Raw genomic sequence first — 14,675 nt, forward strand, 5'->3', positions numbered from 1 at the left:
CATAGTTCTTTGAGTGCGATCAAGATTTAAAACTAAATGCTATTTTTGGTATTAAACTTTTCACATGTGTGTTTTAGCTAAAAAAACGCAAAAACAATAAGATGACTTTAAAAAAGTCAACTGTCTTTAATATGTAAACAAGTTGAATGTAAGATATTAATCGCGTTATCCTCATTTATAGAAATAATGGTTAAATAGATTAACCATTATTTCTTAACGAACAGGGATAATAGCGAATACCATGCACTTTGAATGGAGTCTTTTATGAAAAAGGTCGCTTTGATTACAGGGGCAACTGGCGGGATTGGATCTGCCATAACAAAACAATTGATCAATGACGGTTACAAGGTTGTTGCTACATATATCCACCAAATGTACGACCACTCTGTAGAATGGGTAAAAGAAAGTGGTTTTTCTGACGACCAAATTCGTCTACTTGAACTTGATGTCACCAAAGGTGACGAATGTCAGGAAAAACTCACCAAACTTCTTGCTGAAGAAGGCAGTATTGAAGTGTTAGTTAACACTGCTGGTATCACTCGTGATGCGGTATTTAAAAAAATGACTGCTGATGATTGGCATGCTGTTATTGATACCAACTTGAATAGCGTATTCAACGTTACTCACCCTATTTTCCCAGCCATGCTTGAACAAGGTCATGGTCGTATCGTCAACATTACCTCTGTAAACGGCATCAAAGGTCAATTTGGTCAAACTAACTACTCTGCTGCCAAGGCAGGGATGATAGGTTTTACTAAAGCCCTTGCTCTAGAAGGCGCAAAAGCAGGCGTAACAGTAAATGCAGTTGCCCCTGGATACACCGCAACACCAATGGTTGCCAAAATGCGTGAAGAGGTGCTTGAGTCTATTAAAGCTCAAATTCCTATGCGACGCCTTGCCACTCCTGAAGACATTGCCAACGCAGTTGCTTACTTGGTTAGCGATTCAGGTGCATACATCACCGGTGAAACCTTGTCTGTTAACGGCGGCTTGTACATGCACTAGAGGGATGTTGGATGGAAAAAGTATTTATTGTTGCAGCTAAACGTACTGCTCTTGGCTCTTTTGGTGGTGCGTTGAAAAACGTACCAGCTGGTGAACTTGGCGCCGTGCCTATCAAAGCTGCTGTAGAAGCGGCTCATATTGACGTTGATCATATCGATGAAGTCATTATGGGTAACGTTGTTGGAGCGGGACAAGGCATGAACGTCGGTCGCCAAGCTTCTATCAACGCTGGTATTCCATTTTCAGTTCCTGCTTACAGCATCAATATGGTGTGTGGGAGCGGAATGAAAGCTGTAATGGATGGTATCTCTCATATCCGCAGTGGCGATGCTAAGGTCGTTGTAGCTGGCGGTGTCGAAGTGATGTCCGCTATTCCATATGCAGTGTCAGGGAGTATCCGTAATGGTCATAAAATGGGCCATACCCAATTAACTGACCTAATGATTAATGATGGCCTCACTGATGTGTTTAACCAATACCACATGGGTGTGACCGCAGAGAATGTAGCGAAAGAAGTCGGAGTTTCTCGCGAAGAACAAGACGCATTTGCCGCAGCAAGTCAAAACAAAGCGGTTGCAGCGATTGAAGCGGGACGTTTTAAAGATGAAATCGTTCCTGTGGAAGTCAAAGTACGCCGTGAAACTGTTTTGTTCGATACCGACGAATATCCAAAAGCCAATACCTCTTCAGAAACATTGGCTCGTCTTCGTCCAGCGTTCGATAAGGAAGGTACTGTTACTGCAGGTAATGCTTCAGGAATCAATGATGGCGCAAGCGTTGTCGTCCTCGCTTCTGAACAAGCCGTTAAAGATTACAACTTAACGCCTCTGGCTGAGGTGGTTGCCTATGCTCAGGCGGGTGTTGACCCTAAAGTTATGGGGTTAGGTCCCGTTGGTGCAGTCACCAAAGCACTTGAAAAAGCAGAATTGAAGATTACAGATATTGATCTGTTTGAACTCAACGAAGCTTTTGCAGCTCAGGCGTTAGGTGTGGTGAAACAGCTCGCACAGATCCATGATGTACAACCTAGTGCCATCTTAGACAAAGCCAATGTCAACGGTGGTGCTATTGCTCTGGGTCACCCGCTTGGAGCTTCAGGTAACCGTATTTTGGTGAGTTTGATTTATGAGATGCAAAAGCGCTCAAATCAATATGGTGTGGCTTCGCTCTGTGTCGGAGGAGGAATGGGCACAGCAGTAGTAGTCAAAGCAATTTAAAAGTTAACGGACTATATCATTCACTATCAGGAGAATATCCATGTACACCGAATTTTTTAAAACTTTTACTGATCAAGCAGAAAAAGGTTTCGAACCCTTTGTTAAATTTAACCAATTGATGGCTAAAAACGTTGAAACTCTTACAGAGATGCAACTAAACGCTATCAAAACTTATAGCGAAATGGGCCTAAGCCAAGTCAAAGCTGCCAGTGAAGTTAAAGACGTAACATCTCTAACTAAGTTCAACAGCGAACAATTGGCTGTATTCTCTGAACTGTCAAAACAGTTGATCGAAGACAGCAACAAAATCCAAGCCATTGCTAAAGAGTTTAAAGACGATTTTGATAAATTGACTACTGAAAATATCAAAACAGTGACTCCTGCTACTAAATAACAGTTTTAGATAGAACGCCGTCTCGTCAGAGACGGCGTATTTTCCGATCACAGGAGTCTCACAATGTATCAAAACGTCTTTTCGGACTATCTTGTAAAACTTCAAGAAGCCAATGTGCATTGGTGGAAGAATTTCGAAGCAAACAAGGATGTCCTTAGCTCACCAGTGAACAAAGCACTGCGTGATGTGAATTTCGATGATACAAGTAAACTGTTAGAGCAAGCAGCAAATCAACCTCAAGCAATGCTAAAACTGCAGACCCAATGGTGGGAAAAACAGTTAGAAATCTGGCAAGACGTCTTTTTCAACCCTACTCAAAACGGTATTGTAGAAGCTGAAAAAGGGGACAAACGTTTTTCAGATGACGCTTGGGATGCAGACGTTGTATCTAATTTTATCAAGCAGTCTTACTTGTTGTTCAGTAAAACCTACCTCGATACGATTGAATCCATTGAAGGCTTGGATGATAAAACCAAAGAACGCCTAATGTTCTTTTCTCGCCAAACCATCAACGCTCTTTCACCATCGAATTTCATCGCGACGAACCCAGAACTGCGCAAGCTCACTATCGAACAAAATGGTGCTAATTTGCTCGCAGGTTTAGAACAACTTAAAGAAGATGTCGAATCCAGCGCTGAAATCCTAAAAATTCGTATGACGAACAAAAAGGCTTTTCGTGTTGGTGAAGATATCGCAACCACAGCAGGTGATGTCGTCTACCGTAATGACTTGTTTGAACTGATTCAGTACAAACCTTTGACTGAAAAGGTCAATGCTACACCATTACTCATTGTTCCCCCTTACATCAATAAATACTATATCCTTGATTTGAGAGCCAAAAACTCTATGGTGAAATGGCTACTAGAACAAGGGCATAGCGTGTTTATGATGTCGTGGCGTAACCCTGGTTATGCTCAACGTAACGTTGAGTTTGGCGATTACATCACAGAAGGCGTTGTAAAAGCAGTCGGCGCAATTGAAGACATTACAGGTCAAGAACAAATTAATGCAGCGGGTTACTGTATTGGCGGTACTGTACTAGCATGTACTGTCGCTTACTATGCGGCTAAACGCATGAAAAAACGCATTCAATCTGCCACTTTCTTCACCACACTGCTTGATTTTGCTCAACCGGGTGACATTGGCGTTTACATCAATGATCCGATCATTAGTGCCGTTGAAATCCAAAACAGCATGCGTGGTTATATGGATGGCAGAATGATGAACGTAACCTTCAGTTTGTTGCGTGAAAATTCCCTGTATTGGAACTATTACGTTGAACACTATCTGAAAGGTAACAACCCTGTTGATTTTGACCTGCTGTATTGGAACAGTGACGGTACTAACCTCAGCGCTCCAACCAGTAACTTTATGCTTCGTGAGTTCTACTTGAACAATAAACTGGTTCAAGACAAAGGCGTAAAAGTTGGTGGAGTTTGGATCGACTTAAGCAAAATCACTATACCTACCTACTTTATATCAACCAAAGAAGACCACATTGCGCTTTGGGAAGGTACATACAATGGTGCGTTAAAAGTGGGTGGTAAACCAACATTTATATTGGGTGAATCTGGCCACATTGCTGGTATCGTTAACCATCCAGACAAAAATAAATATGGTTACTGGGTAAACGATAAATTGGTAGAAGATTCTCACGACTGGCTATCAAAAGCTGCTCACAATAAGGGCTCTTGGTGGACACACTGGGACCAATGGTTAGCCCAATTTAATCCCGCCGAAAAAGTTGCCCCATATTCACAAGGGTCTGAGCAAAACCCTGTCATCACCGCCGCACCTGGTGACTATGTGAAAATTGTGCTTCCTGTTGATCAGTCAGAAGCATAACTCCGTATTGAGCGGCTCCTAGAGTCGCTCTCTTTTTTGGAATGCATAAGATCACATATTCGTTATTTACTGGGTTACATAATACCTTGCTCTGCAAAAACTTGAGCTAAATAACAGACGCTTCACTCCGCTCACGGCACACTTGCATCAATTAATTTGTTTGGATTGTTACTTTAGAGTGAATAAAACTCTTAAGGCAAAACCCGAGGTGATTTTGATCACCTCGGGTTTTTTATTCCCAGAAGGTGAAAAAATGACGTGTTCTTCCTTAACCCCGATGTGGCTCAAAACTTTAGCAACGGCATCTTTGTTATCCGTCACCAGCAGCGCTTTTGCTATTAATTCTGAGATCAATTTGCATCAAGGCACCGTGGTGGGTAACACTCAAACCTCAACACAGAGTTGGTTGGGAATTCCTTATGCGCAAGCCCCTATAGGTAAGCTACGCTGGCAAGTAGCAAAACCATTGGCTAAATCACAAACCAAACTGCAGGCGATAACGCAAGGTGCGCTCTGCCCGCAAGTTCAGAAAGGCCAAGTTATTGGCAAAGAAGATTGCCTCAATTTGAATATCTATCGACCTAACACCGATGAAACCTTACCCGTTTTGTTCTATGTTCACGGCGGTAATAACCAAACAGGCAAAGCCGATGAATTCAATCCAACCCAACTCGCTTTGGCAACAAAATCGGTGGTCGTCACTGCCAACTATCGCTTGGGTGTGCTTGGTTTTAATCCTCTAAAAGCCATCAAAACATCTGACCCGCTGCAAGCATCTGGTAACTTTGGTTTACTAGACCAAAGTGCCGCACTAGATTGGATAAAGCAGAATATCAGTCAGTTTGGTGGCGATAGTAACAACATTACTGTTTCAGGTTTTTCAGCCGGTGGACGTGATGTGATGGCGATGCTTATCTCCCCGGAGTTTAAAGACAAATTCCAACACGCGATCGTTTTCAGTGGTGGAATGACAACAGCGCCAGTAGATGCGAGTCAGAAAGTATTTGAACAAGCTTTTGCGCCATTGGTAGTCGAAGATGGTCGCCAACCTGATTTAGCCGCAGCAGAGAAATGGCTGAAACAAGGTGATAGCGACGTGAAAGCCTATTTGCAGTCACTTAATCCAACAAGACTCGCCAAGCTAATGCAAAACGCAGGAATTCGTATGAGCGTTTTCCCTCACTTGTACACCGATGGAACAGTACTTCCAGAAAATGGTTTTGACACCCAAACCTACAATCAGGTACCAACAATGATGCTCACTGGAGCAAACGAGTTTTCCTTCTTTGCTCTTGGTGATCCAGAATTTGCAAAAACCGACTGGAATACCCAGCCACATAAAGCGATCGAATACGATTTCGTCTTCCGGTACGGCGGTTTACTGTATAGCGCATTTAACGTGGAAGAATCCGTGGACACCATGCTAAACGCGAAATTCAGTGCACCGATTTATGCAGGTAAAATCAACTACGGCGCAGACCCTATCATCACAGGTCCTGCTATGAGTCGTATCGGCTCATTCCATGGCGTATTTATCCCTCTATTAGATTCAAGCGTCGATATGCCCATGTTTGGTAATGCATTCAAAACCGAAGGGGCAAAACAGTTATCCCATGATCTAGAAAAACACATTGCTTCCTTTATTCGCCAAGGTAAGCCTTCTAGCGATATCAATGTCGAGTGGAAACCTTGGAATAAGGCCACAGCAGCCAACGGCGAATCACTGTATGTATTCGATGCCAACATAAAAAATAGCGTGCTGTATCGTACGGAACAAGCATATCAAACCAAAGATATTATCGAGCTGATGGACAAAGATTACCGTCTTAGCGAAGAAGATAAGAACAAGTTAATCCACTCCGTTTTGAACGGCCGCTGGTTCAGCCAGCAGCTTGATGAGCATTACCATTCACCTTCGCTGTGGTAAAAAGCATTCCTGTTAAATAACAACCGAGCAACCTGCCAGCGCTCTTTCTTTTCCCATCATTTCATGGGTATCGATTGAGCGCTGGTATCTCTTTTACACTGTAAATTTGTCCATAGGCTCCCCTTTTCAAGGACACTCGCCTTTTCCATAGCGCCTTTTCCCTAGGACACTCACCTAATTCAAAGTCCCTTCGGAGGACACTCACCCCAATTCATTTCACATTTTGGTTTTAGCCATACAAAACATCCCTAGTCATTCTTTGAAGTGCCTCGAGTAATTACTGGCTCATTCTTTTACTCACTTTCGTTAATCGTCACGCTAAGGCTTTCTATTTTCTCGGAATCGTAATTTATGACAACCGCTCGCTCACAGCTAATTTGCCCCGACATCACGCCGTATTATCACTGCGTATCTCGCTGTGTTCGTCGTTCGTATTTGTGTGGTATTGATAGTCTTACCGGAAAATCTTATGAGCATCGCCGAGATTGGATTGAGCAGCGCATTCTTAGCCTTGCCAATGTTTATCTGATTCAAATATGCTCTTATGCAGTAATGAGCAATCATTACCATTTGGTCGTTCGTATTGATAAAAAAAGTGCTTTAGCTCTATCTGATTTAGAGGTGGTTGAACGCTGGCATGCTGAGCACCAACTGCCACCGATTATCCACCGTTGGTTAGCAGGAGAGATTCAATCGGACACAGAAAAAGAAGTGTGTAATCGATTTATTAGCGAGTGGCGAGAACGACTTTATTCCCTTAGCTGGTTTATGCGTGAGCTTAATTACGGCATTGCCGTTCAAGCCAACAAAGAAGACCAATGCACAGGTCGTTTTTGGGAAGGGAGATTCAAATCACAAGCGCTGCTTGATGAAAAAGCCTTGCTGGCAGCCATGGCGTATGTCGATTTAAACCCAATTCGAGCCAAGATAGCTGATACGCCTGAGCAATCCGACTTTACCTCAATTAAAGCGAGACTAACGAGTTTAGAAAAAGGAAAAACCACCACACCATCGCTCGCCAATTTTATGGGCTACGAGCATCAAGATAAAACGCAAGGGATCCCCTTTAGACTCAGCGACTACCTTGAGCTAGTAGATTGGCTTGGTCGACAAATAAGGCCAGATAAGCCCGGTTATATCCATGATTCACAACCAAATATACTAACTAGGCTCTCGTTAACCCAATCTGACTGTTTAGCACTTTGTACTGAGTTAGAGAAAAAACCCCGTGTTTGGGTAGGAACTACAGCACGTTTACATCAGGCCAAAATGGCTCTAAACAAAAAACGGATGGTCGCACTGCATATCGCCTAAATCTTCAATCAGTATGGCGTTGTATCACTTCCTCCATTGGCCCCCACCACTCAAAGATCTAATCCACTCGTAATTTATACATATTCCGCCATTGATTGGTTTGGTTTCACCACATTAGCTAGAAAATTGCCCATCTTCTCATGTCTATTTATATCGCTTTTTTACGATGAGTGTCCTTGTAATAAAGCAAGTGTCCTCGTTATCTGATAAAGCGAGTGTCCTCATTATCTTCTCATTATCTTCTCTGAAAGGCGATGTGCACATCGCCATCCTCTTGATGACAAATACTTGAACGCACGCCATAGACAGAAGCTATACGCTCCTCGGTTATCACCTCTAAGGGGTCACCGCTCGCCACCACTTTACCTTGATTGAGTAGCAACACATCTGAGCAATAATTGACGGCTAGGTTGAGATCGTGCAGAGATACGACGACTGTCATCGGCAGCGACTCAATTAACGCCATCAATTCTAGTTGATATTGAATATCGAGATGATTGGTAGGTTCATCAAGCAGCAAAATCTCTGGTTGCTGCGCCAATGCCCTGGCAATTTGGCAACGTTGCTGTAAACCACCAGACAGTTGATGCCAATGGTAATGACGCAACTGGGTTAATTGGGTCTGTTCTAGGGCCATTTCCACCGCTTGAGTGTCTTGTTTCGACCAAGCAGAGAATAAGCCGCGATAGGGTGTCCTCCCTAAACGTACCAAGGCCTCTACCGTTAAATCCATATCCAATTGTGAGTGCTGTGCCACCAGCGCTACACGCGTCGCCATCTGCTGTTTCGACAGTCGATTAACGGGTTCCCCACCCAATTTGAGTTGAGAATGTACCTCTTTCTCTAGGCCTGCAAGTGTGCGCAACAGAGTGGATTTTCCAGAACCGTTGGGGCCAATCAAGGCTAACTTGCGCCCCGAATCCAATTCGAAATTCACCTGATGCAGAATGGTTTTTCCCTCTCGGGAAATCGTCAGGTTTTGCCCATCAATTCTCATGCGGCTTTTCCTCGACTGCGATACAAAATGAAAGCAAACACTGGTGAGCCCACCAACGCAGTTACCACGCCAATAGGCAACACTTGATGCTCAACTAAAATGCGTGAAGCAATGTCAGCCAAAATCATAAACAGCGCCCCTATTAAGGCGGCTGCGGGCAGTAATTTTAGATGCTGATGGCCCACCACAAAACGCGCGATATGAGGAATCACTAAACCAATGAAACCCACCGCACCTATGGTGCTGACCATCACAGCGGTAATTAATGCGGTGATCACCAGCAGTACGACTCGCAACAAGGTTACATGCGTACCCAGCGTACGAGCAATATCTTCACCTAAAGCCAAGGTATCGAGGCGGCGAGCAAACAGCAGCAGAAGTAAAAACGCAGGAATGACGATAATAAGAGCCATGAGAGCTTCTGGCCAGCGCACACTACTTAAGCTGCCTAGCAACCAAAACATGACGCTGCGCGACTGCTCAGCATTGGCCGATGTACTCACTAGATAAGCTGTTAATGCATTGAACAATTGCGTTCCTGCAATCCCTGCAAGGATAATTCGGCTTGGTTCAAATGAGAGTCCACGCGCGAGCAGCATGATCACCAAAAATGAAGCACAAGCGCCAATAAATGCACCTCCAGAAACAGAAATAAGACCGCCACCAACCCCCAGCAGCATCACTAATACAGCCCCCGTTGATGCGCCAGCGGAGATGCCTAAAAGATATGGCTCGGCAAGTGAGTTACGTAGCAGCGCTTGTAATATCACACCGCACAAAGCAAGCCCTGCACCACTACACGCCGCCATCAACGCACGGCTCATGCGATATTGCCAAATAATGCCCTGTTCAAGAGGAGATAAGGGATAATCAGTCAAACTTAACCCATTGGTGATCGCCATCCAAGTATGCTCGAATGAGACGGGCACATCACCAATTCGAGCCGCCAACACCATAAGTAATAAGACACTGAGCAAGCCCAGTGTCATGAGTACCGCAGTCAACGCTTTCGAGTGTACAGCCACAAACTACCCTTATTTAAATTGACCGATTTGCTGACCAATCTCTTCTAACGCTTCAACGTTACCCAGAGATGGGTTAAGCGACATTGCTGGTACTACAATGATGTGGTTGTTTTTGATCGCTTTCATCTGCTTGGTGACTGGGTCGTTTTTCAAAAATTCGATTTTCTTTTCAATGTCATCAGCTGGATATAAACGGCGATCCATCTTCGCTAGCACAATGTAATCAGGGTTATCAGAGGCGATCGTTTCCCAGCTTACCGCAGGCCATTCTTGGTTGGTATCCACCACATTCTTTAGACCCAACGCACTGGCTATCCAAGCTGGCGCACCGGAATTACCCGCAACCCAAGGGTCGCCTTTCAAACGAGAACTTGAGAACCAAAATACCACTTTGGCGTTTTGTGCACGCAGCGCCTTACTGTTTGCGGCAAGTTGCGCTTTTTCAATTCGTTGTGCTAACTGCTGGTTAAGTTCTTTACCGCGCGGCTCCACGTTAAAGATCTTCGCCATTTGAGTGACTTCTTGATAAATCAGATCCACGCTGTATGGCACACTACGAGCACCATCGCTATTGGAACTATCGGTCACACTTTTGCCAACACAATCACTTGGTGAGATCCAAGTATGCACACCAAGATCTTCAAATTGACCGCGTGTAGCAACCTCCCCTTGTGGGCCAACGTGATAAGTGTATTGCGCCGCCACCAACTCTGGCATCTGTCCTACAACCGCTTCAAAACTTGGCGAGTTATCTGACAAACGTTTTAGAGTCGCTTCCTCTTTAGCATAAGCTTTTGGCAAGTGACCAAACCAAACGGAAGTTCCTACCACTTTGTCTTTCAGACCCAAAGCAAGCATCAGTTCAGTTTCATGCTGACCAATCGTAACAACGCGTTCTGGTGCGTGTTGATAGGTATTTTTCAGACCGCAGTTATCAATGGTCAAAGGATATTGAGTTGCCAAAGCGGCACTACTAAGTGTTAGTCCTAATGTGGCACATAGAGTTGAGCTGATGAGTTTATATGTCATGATTACCATTTTGTTATGTTATAACATCTCGCAAGCGAGAATATTTCCATTATTTCGGCAGCGAGTCAATACGGCATGATGAGTTAGCACTGCCACAACAAACCCAAATGGCCTTCAGATGCGAAATTCAGCATCTGAAGGTTATTTGGATATAGCCTGGATACCATGACAAGAAATGAACAATAAGATACTGATGAAAATCAATATTTGGCTGATTAAAGGGAATAAAATGTGCTACTGAATATGTCCATAAATTGAGTATTCTTATCTCCACATCAGTGCTTTGCTTAAAAGCACATGATCTTTCCTTAGAAGAACATCTTGAGGTCATTTGGGTATAAAAAAACGCCTCGCAAGAGCGAGGCGTTGATTGGGGGGAGGCATATGGTTGGGATTACTTAGCCGTTAAACCGTATTTACTGTAGATTTCTGCAACTCGGCCGCTCTTAACCATCTCTTCAAGCTTTTGATTAAATGCACCTGATAATGGATGATTTTTAGGCATTCCGTAGTAGTTTCCAATTCGGTTTGGATAAAAATAAGTTGCTGAGTTGTAAGCGGTAAAATTCGTTGCTTTGAACTCCGATTCCAACGCACCCATGTCTAATACTACGATGGCGTCAATTCGTTTGGCTTGAAGCATTCGAGCTAAGTTAAAATCGTCGTTTACCACGACTTTGCGCAACGAGTTATCTTGGTCAAATTGCTTGAAGTAAGCGGTACCGCGTTTCACACCGATGTTAAGTCCACTTAAATCAGAATATGACTTCACATCTGCACCGTCTGAACGGGTAACAAACATGATGTTCTTCACCTGTTCGGAAATAGGACCAACGTACTGTACAAATTTCTCACGCTCATCGTTGCGAATGACTCGAGGAACAATGTCAGTACCATGACTCTTCAAATTATTTAAACTGCGGGCAAATGGCACAACACTCCAATCAATCGAATGTCCTAACTGCTGAGCAGCTTCTTCGATGATATCTTTTAATGGTCCACTAAGCTGATTGGTCGCACTATCAACCAACATTTCAGGTGGACGGTGACGAAAATCTGCTTTGAGTGATTGCGCACTTATGGCAGTGCTCATTAACGTTCCTAAAAGAAAAAGCGCACAGTGAATATAATGCTTTAACATGACCAATCCTCGTCGTTAGGCTGAAATTTAGGTTACAGACTAGGAGTATAGTCATGCTTTCAAGGAGGACACGGCGACACGGGGGAATAGCCTTAAAAATACGACCATAGTAGTAAAAAATAGGTGTGCGATTGTGATGAATATCTCTATTAATCATGATATGGACCCAAATGATCTCAATATACAGAATTTAGAGCTTTACCAACGAGCACAAATCAAGCTCAATGACGGAAGCAATGGTCATTTCCTTGCAATATCATTGTCCACTACAAATGGGCTTGTTGGTGAGCTCCCAACGGACGAATTGTATTCGGTAAAACAGCGTCTGGAAGTTACTTAGGTATAGCCATAGCTTTCGACAAATACTCCAAGCGCTCCACAACCGGAACCATCCCTCCCCCTGTCGCCCACACAAGATGAGTGATACAGGCAGGATCAACATTCAGTGCTTGTACCAGTTTACTCTTGTCATGAAACCAAACTGGACCGCTCATCCCCGCCAAAGCAGATGGCTCAAGGAATAAATCTTCACTCTCTTTAAACAACCCAAGCATCTGATAGAGTTTGATATCATCCACTGTGTAAAACCCACTAATAAGATGCTCCATAGCTCTACCAACAAAGCCCGATGCGCGCCCAACCGCTAGACCATCCGCTTCTGTCACATTGTCTAAACCAATGTCTTTCACCGAAATACTGTCATGCAAACCAGTCATTACGCCTAGCATCATGCATGGAGAATGCGTCGGCTCGGCAAATACACAATGAACATGATCACCAAACGCCATTTTAAGACCAAATGCGACTCCTCCGGGACCGCCACCAACACCGCAAGGTAAATAGACCACTAAAGGATGCTCAGAATCAACAATACGCCCTTGTTCAGAAAACTGCTGTTTGAGGCGTTCACCAGCAACGGAGTAACCCAAAAAAAGGTGCTTGGAGTTTTCATCGTCAATAAAGATACAACTAGGATCACTGTCTGCTTGGCGTCGTCCATTTTCTACTGCAACACCATAGTCACTCTGATATTCAACCACCTCAACGCCACGCTCACGAAGCAGGTCTTTTTTCCATTGTCGCGCATCTGCCGACATGTGAACGGTAACTGAAGAACCCAGTTTAGCACTCATAATACCGATCGACAGTCCCAGATTACCGGTTGAACCGACCGCTATCGTGTATTGACCAAGTAACTGCCTAACCGCAGGTGAAAATAGTTTGCTGTAATCATCATCTTGATGAATTAAGCCCGCTTTTAACGCGATTCTTTCGGCGTGCACCAATACTTCATAAATGCCACCCCGCGCCTTAATTGAACCTGAAATAGGCAATTGGCTATCTAATTTAACTAACAAATTACCCATAATAGCGCAGTGGAAGTGTGTTTCTAACGCACTTTTCATTTTTCCTATTTCTACTAAAGGTGACTCGATAATACCTTTTGTTATCGTTGTTTCTGGAAAGGCTTTGATGAAATATGGTGCAAAACGGGACAGTCTAGCGCTGGCATCTTGGATATCGGAACGAGTTAAGCCGACATAGTTTAGACCCTGTTCTAAGGTACTATTTTTGGGGTTAGACCAATAAAGCGGCTTTGCTTCTTTTAATTGAGAGATGAGTGGAACATGTTGAACTAAAGAAGAGAGAAGTTGACTTTCCATCGCGCTAATCCTTTAAGTCGATGCAAAATAAAGTCTTTCCATTAGAGCAAGAGTTAACCTTTCTGACAAACAGAGTTAGGCAAAAAATATAAAAAAAGGCACTATCTCAGTACGACAGTGCCTTCTCTCTAAAACGAATACCAAGTATTAGGCAAGTTTCAGATCTTTTTCGATACGGTAAGCGACCATATCTTCAATAGTTAACACAGGTAGATTGTGTTTTACACCAAACGCAACAATTTCGGGTGTTTTTGCCATAGTGCCATCTTCGTTGGTGACTTCACAAAGCACGCCGAATGGTGTCAAACCTGCCATTTGCATTAGGTCTACCGTACCTTCAGTGTGGCCACGGCGAGTCATTACGCCACCAGCACGTGCGCGCAGTGGGAAAACGTGACCAGGGTGAGCTAGGTCTTCCGCTTTCGCTTCAAAGCGACCTGCAGTTTTAATGGTAGTCACGCGATCTTTTGCAGACACACCAGTCGTTACGCCGTGTTTTGCTTCAATAGAAATAGTAAATGCAGTTTGGTTTTTGCTGTCGTTCACTTCAACCATTGGTGGCAATTTCAGTTTTGTTGCATGAGCGTCGCTCATACATAGACACACAATACCGCTGCATTCACGAATCATCAGCGCCATTTGCGCATCTGTTAGGTGCTCAACAGAATAGATAAGATCGCCTTCGTTCTCTCGGCTTTCATCATCAAGCAACAAGACACCACGGCCTTCACGTAAAGCTTCAAGTGCGTTTTCAACACGAGTGATTGAGTCGCCGAATTCGGCAAGTAAAGATGACTGATTCATGGTTATACTCCTAACGAATACCAGAATCAGGGCTTATGAGGGATAAAGATCAAAAACCAAACACCGCAAAGCGCCGACAACAAAGTCAGCCCCCATTAGCAGATGCGTTTATCATTCTCTCTCATCCGGACTATAACCGTCGGCCCTGGCTTCTCACCAGATCTGCTGACCTCGAAAAATATCGAGCGCTCGTGGGCTCACCCTAAGGCATACCACCGGTGGGGAATTGCGCCCCGCCCTGAGAATAAATTAAATATCGCTGGAAATAGTATTCCTTTCACCGGTAATTGCAACGAGAAAAATCCATTCTTAA

12 protein-coding genes and 1 riboswitch are annotated in these 14,675 nt (G+C 44.0%); of the genes, 6 read left to right on the top strand and 6 right to left on the bottom strand.

What is annotated here, in order from left to right; genetic code table 11:
* Positions 1-264: 264 nt before the first annotated feature.
* From JCM16456_RS23080 to JCM16456_RS23105, 6 genes are all read left to right on the top strand, one after another.
* A complete protein-coding gene (locus JCM16456_RS23080) occupies positions 265-1,005 on the top strand; it encodes an SDR family oxidoreductase (RefSeq protein ID WP_068718914.1) in 741 nt (246 codons plus the stop codon).
* Between the two features lie 11 nt (positions 1,006-1,016).
* The gene (locus JCM16456_RS23085; protein ID WP_068718916.1) at positions 1,017-2,222 is read left to right on the top strand and encodes an acetyl-CoA C-acetyltransferase; all 1,206 of its coding nucleotides are present in this window, start codon (positions 1,017-1,019) and stop codon (positions 2,220-2,222) included.
* A 40-nt stretch (positions 2,223-2,262) separates the two neighbouring features.
* A complete protein-coding gene (locus JCM16456_RS23090; protein ID WP_068718918.1) occupies positions 2,263-2,616 on the top strand; it encodes a phasin family protein in 354 nt (117 codons plus the stop codon).
* A 63-nt stretch (positions 2,617-2,679) separates the two neighbouring features.
* Entirely contained in the window at positions 2,680-4,461 is a 1,782-nt protein-coding gene (gene phaC / locus JCM16456_RS23095) for a class I poly(R)-hydroxyalkanoic acid synthase (protein ID WP_068718920.1), read from the top strand.
* Positions 4,462-4,714: 253 nt separating this feature from the next.
* Positions 4,715-6,388: a carboxylesterase family protein gene (locus JCM16456_RS23100; RefSeq protein ID WP_156430636.1), complete on the top strand. Its 1,674-nt coding sequence runs from the start codon at positions 4,715-4,717 to the stop codon at positions 6,386-6,388.
* Positions 6,389-6,739: 351 nt separating this feature from the next.
* A complete protein-coding gene (locus JCM16456_RS23105; RefSeq protein WP_068718924.1) occupies positions 6,740-7,702 on the top strand; it encodes a transposase in 963 nt (320 codons plus the stop codon).
* 235 nt (positions 7,703-7,937) lie between these two features.
* Here the strand turns inward: JCM16456_RS23105 and JCM16456_RS23110 are convergent, their stop codons facing one another.
* The 6 genes from JCM16456_RS23110 to ribB all read right to left on the bottom strand — a co-directional run bounded on the left by JCM16456_RS23110 (position 7,938) and on the right by ribB (position 14,362).
* Positions 7,938-8,699 (bottom strand): ABC transporter ATP-binding protein, encoded by a 762-nt coding sequence (locus JCM16456_RS23110; RefSeq protein WP_068718926.1) that lies wholly within the window; start codon positions 8,697-8,699, stop codon positions 7,938-7,940.
* Positions 8,696-9,724: a FecCD family ABC transporter permease gene (locus tag JCM16456_RS23115; protein ID WP_197655231.1), complete on the bottom strand. Its 1,029-nt coding sequence runs from the start codon at positions 9,722-9,724 to the stop codon at positions 8,696-8,698. Before JCM16456_RS23115 ends, JCM16456_RS23110 begins: the two co-directional genes overlap by 4 nt.
* Before the next feature lie 9 nt (positions 9,725-9,733).
* Positions 9,734-10,753 carry an ABC transporter substrate-binding protein gene (locus tag JCM16456_RS23120; RefSeq protein ID WP_068718927.1) on the bottom strand — a complete coding sequence of 340 codons (1,020 nt, stop codon included), beginning with the start codon at positions 10,751-10,753 and terminating at the stop codon, positions 9,734-9,736.
* 394 nt (positions 10,754-11,147) lie between these two features.
* Complete coding sequence (locus JCM16456_RS23125) at positions 11,148-11,846, bottom strand: substrate-binding periplasmic protein (protein ID WP_231894466.1); 699 nt, start codon at positions 11,844-11,846, stop codon at positions 11,148-11,150.
* 380 nt (positions 11,847-12,226) lie between these two features.
* Positions 12,227-13,558, bottom strand: a complete 1,332-nt coding sequence (locus JCM16456_RS23135; protein ID WP_068718932.1) for a D-serine ammonia-lyase — start codon at positions 13,556-13,558, stop codon at positions 12,227-12,229.
* Between the two features lie 147 nt (positions 13,559-13,705).
* Positions 13,706-14,362, bottom strand: coding sequence for a 3,4-dihydroxy-2-butanone-4-phosphate synthase (ribB, locus tag JCM16456_RS23140; protein WP_068718933.1), 657 nt, complete (start codon positions 14,360-14,362; stop codon positions 13,706-13,708).
* Positions 14,363-14,471: 109 nt separating this feature from the next.
* A riboswitch (FMN riboswitch) is annotated at positions 14,472-14,612 on the bottom strand.
* Between the last annotated feature and the right edge of the window lie 63 nt (positions 14,613-14,675).

The sequence above is a fragment of the Vibrio tritonius genome, assembly GCF_001547935.1.
GTDB lineage: Bacteria > Pseudomonadota > Gammaproteobacteria > Enterobacterales > Vibrionaceae > Vibrio > Vibrio tritonius.

What these genes read in the sequence shown, in the direction of transcription:
- JCM16456_RS23080 (WP_068718914.1), top strand. Translation starts at nt 265, where the DNA reads ATGAAAAAGGTCGCTTTGATTACAGGGGCAACTGGCGGGATTGGATCT.
- JCM16456_RS23085 (WP_068718916.1), top strand. Translation starts at nt 1,017, where the DNA reads ATGGAAAAAGTATTTATTGTTGCAGCTAAACGTACTGCTCTTGGCTCT.
- JCM16456_RS23090 (WP_068718918.1), top strand. Translation starts at nt 2,263, where the DNA reads ATGTACACCGAATTTTTTAAAACTTTTACTGATCAAGCAGAAAAAGGT.
- phaC (WP_068718920.1), top strand. Translation starts at nt 2,680, where the DNA reads ATGTATCAAAACGTCTTTTCGGACTATCTTGTAAAACTTCAAGAAGCC.
- JCM16456_RS23100 (WP_156430636.1), top strand. Translation starts at nt 4,715, where the DNA reads ATGACGTGTTCTTCCTTAACCCCGATGTGGCTCAAAACTTTAGCAACG.
- JCM16456_RS23105 (WP_068718924.1), top strand. Translation starts at nt 6,740, where the DNA reads ATGACAACCGCTCGCTCACAGCTAATTTGCCCCGACATCACGCCGTAT.
- JCM16456_RS23110 (WP_068718926.1), bottom strand. Translation starts at nt 8,699, where the DNA reads ATGAGAATTGATGGGCAAAACCTGACGATTTCCCGAGAGGGAAAAACC.
- JCM16456_RS23120 (WP_068718927.1), bottom strand. Translation starts at nt 10,753, where the DNA reads ATGACATATAAACTCATCAGCTCAACTCTATGTGCCACATTAGGACTA.
- JCM16456_RS23125 (WP_231894466.1), bottom strand. Translation starts at nt 11,846, where the DNA reads ATGAGCACTGCCATAAGTGCGCAATCACTCAAAGCAGATTTTCGTCAC.
- JCM16456_RS23135 (WP_068718932.1), bottom strand. Translation starts at nt 13,558, where the DNA reads ATGGAAAGTCAACTTCTCTCTTCTTTAGTTCAACATGTTCCACTCATC.
- ribB (WP_068718933.1), bottom strand. Translation starts at nt 14,362, where the DNA reads ATGAATCAGTCATCTTTACTTGCCGAATTCGGCGACTCAATCACTCGT.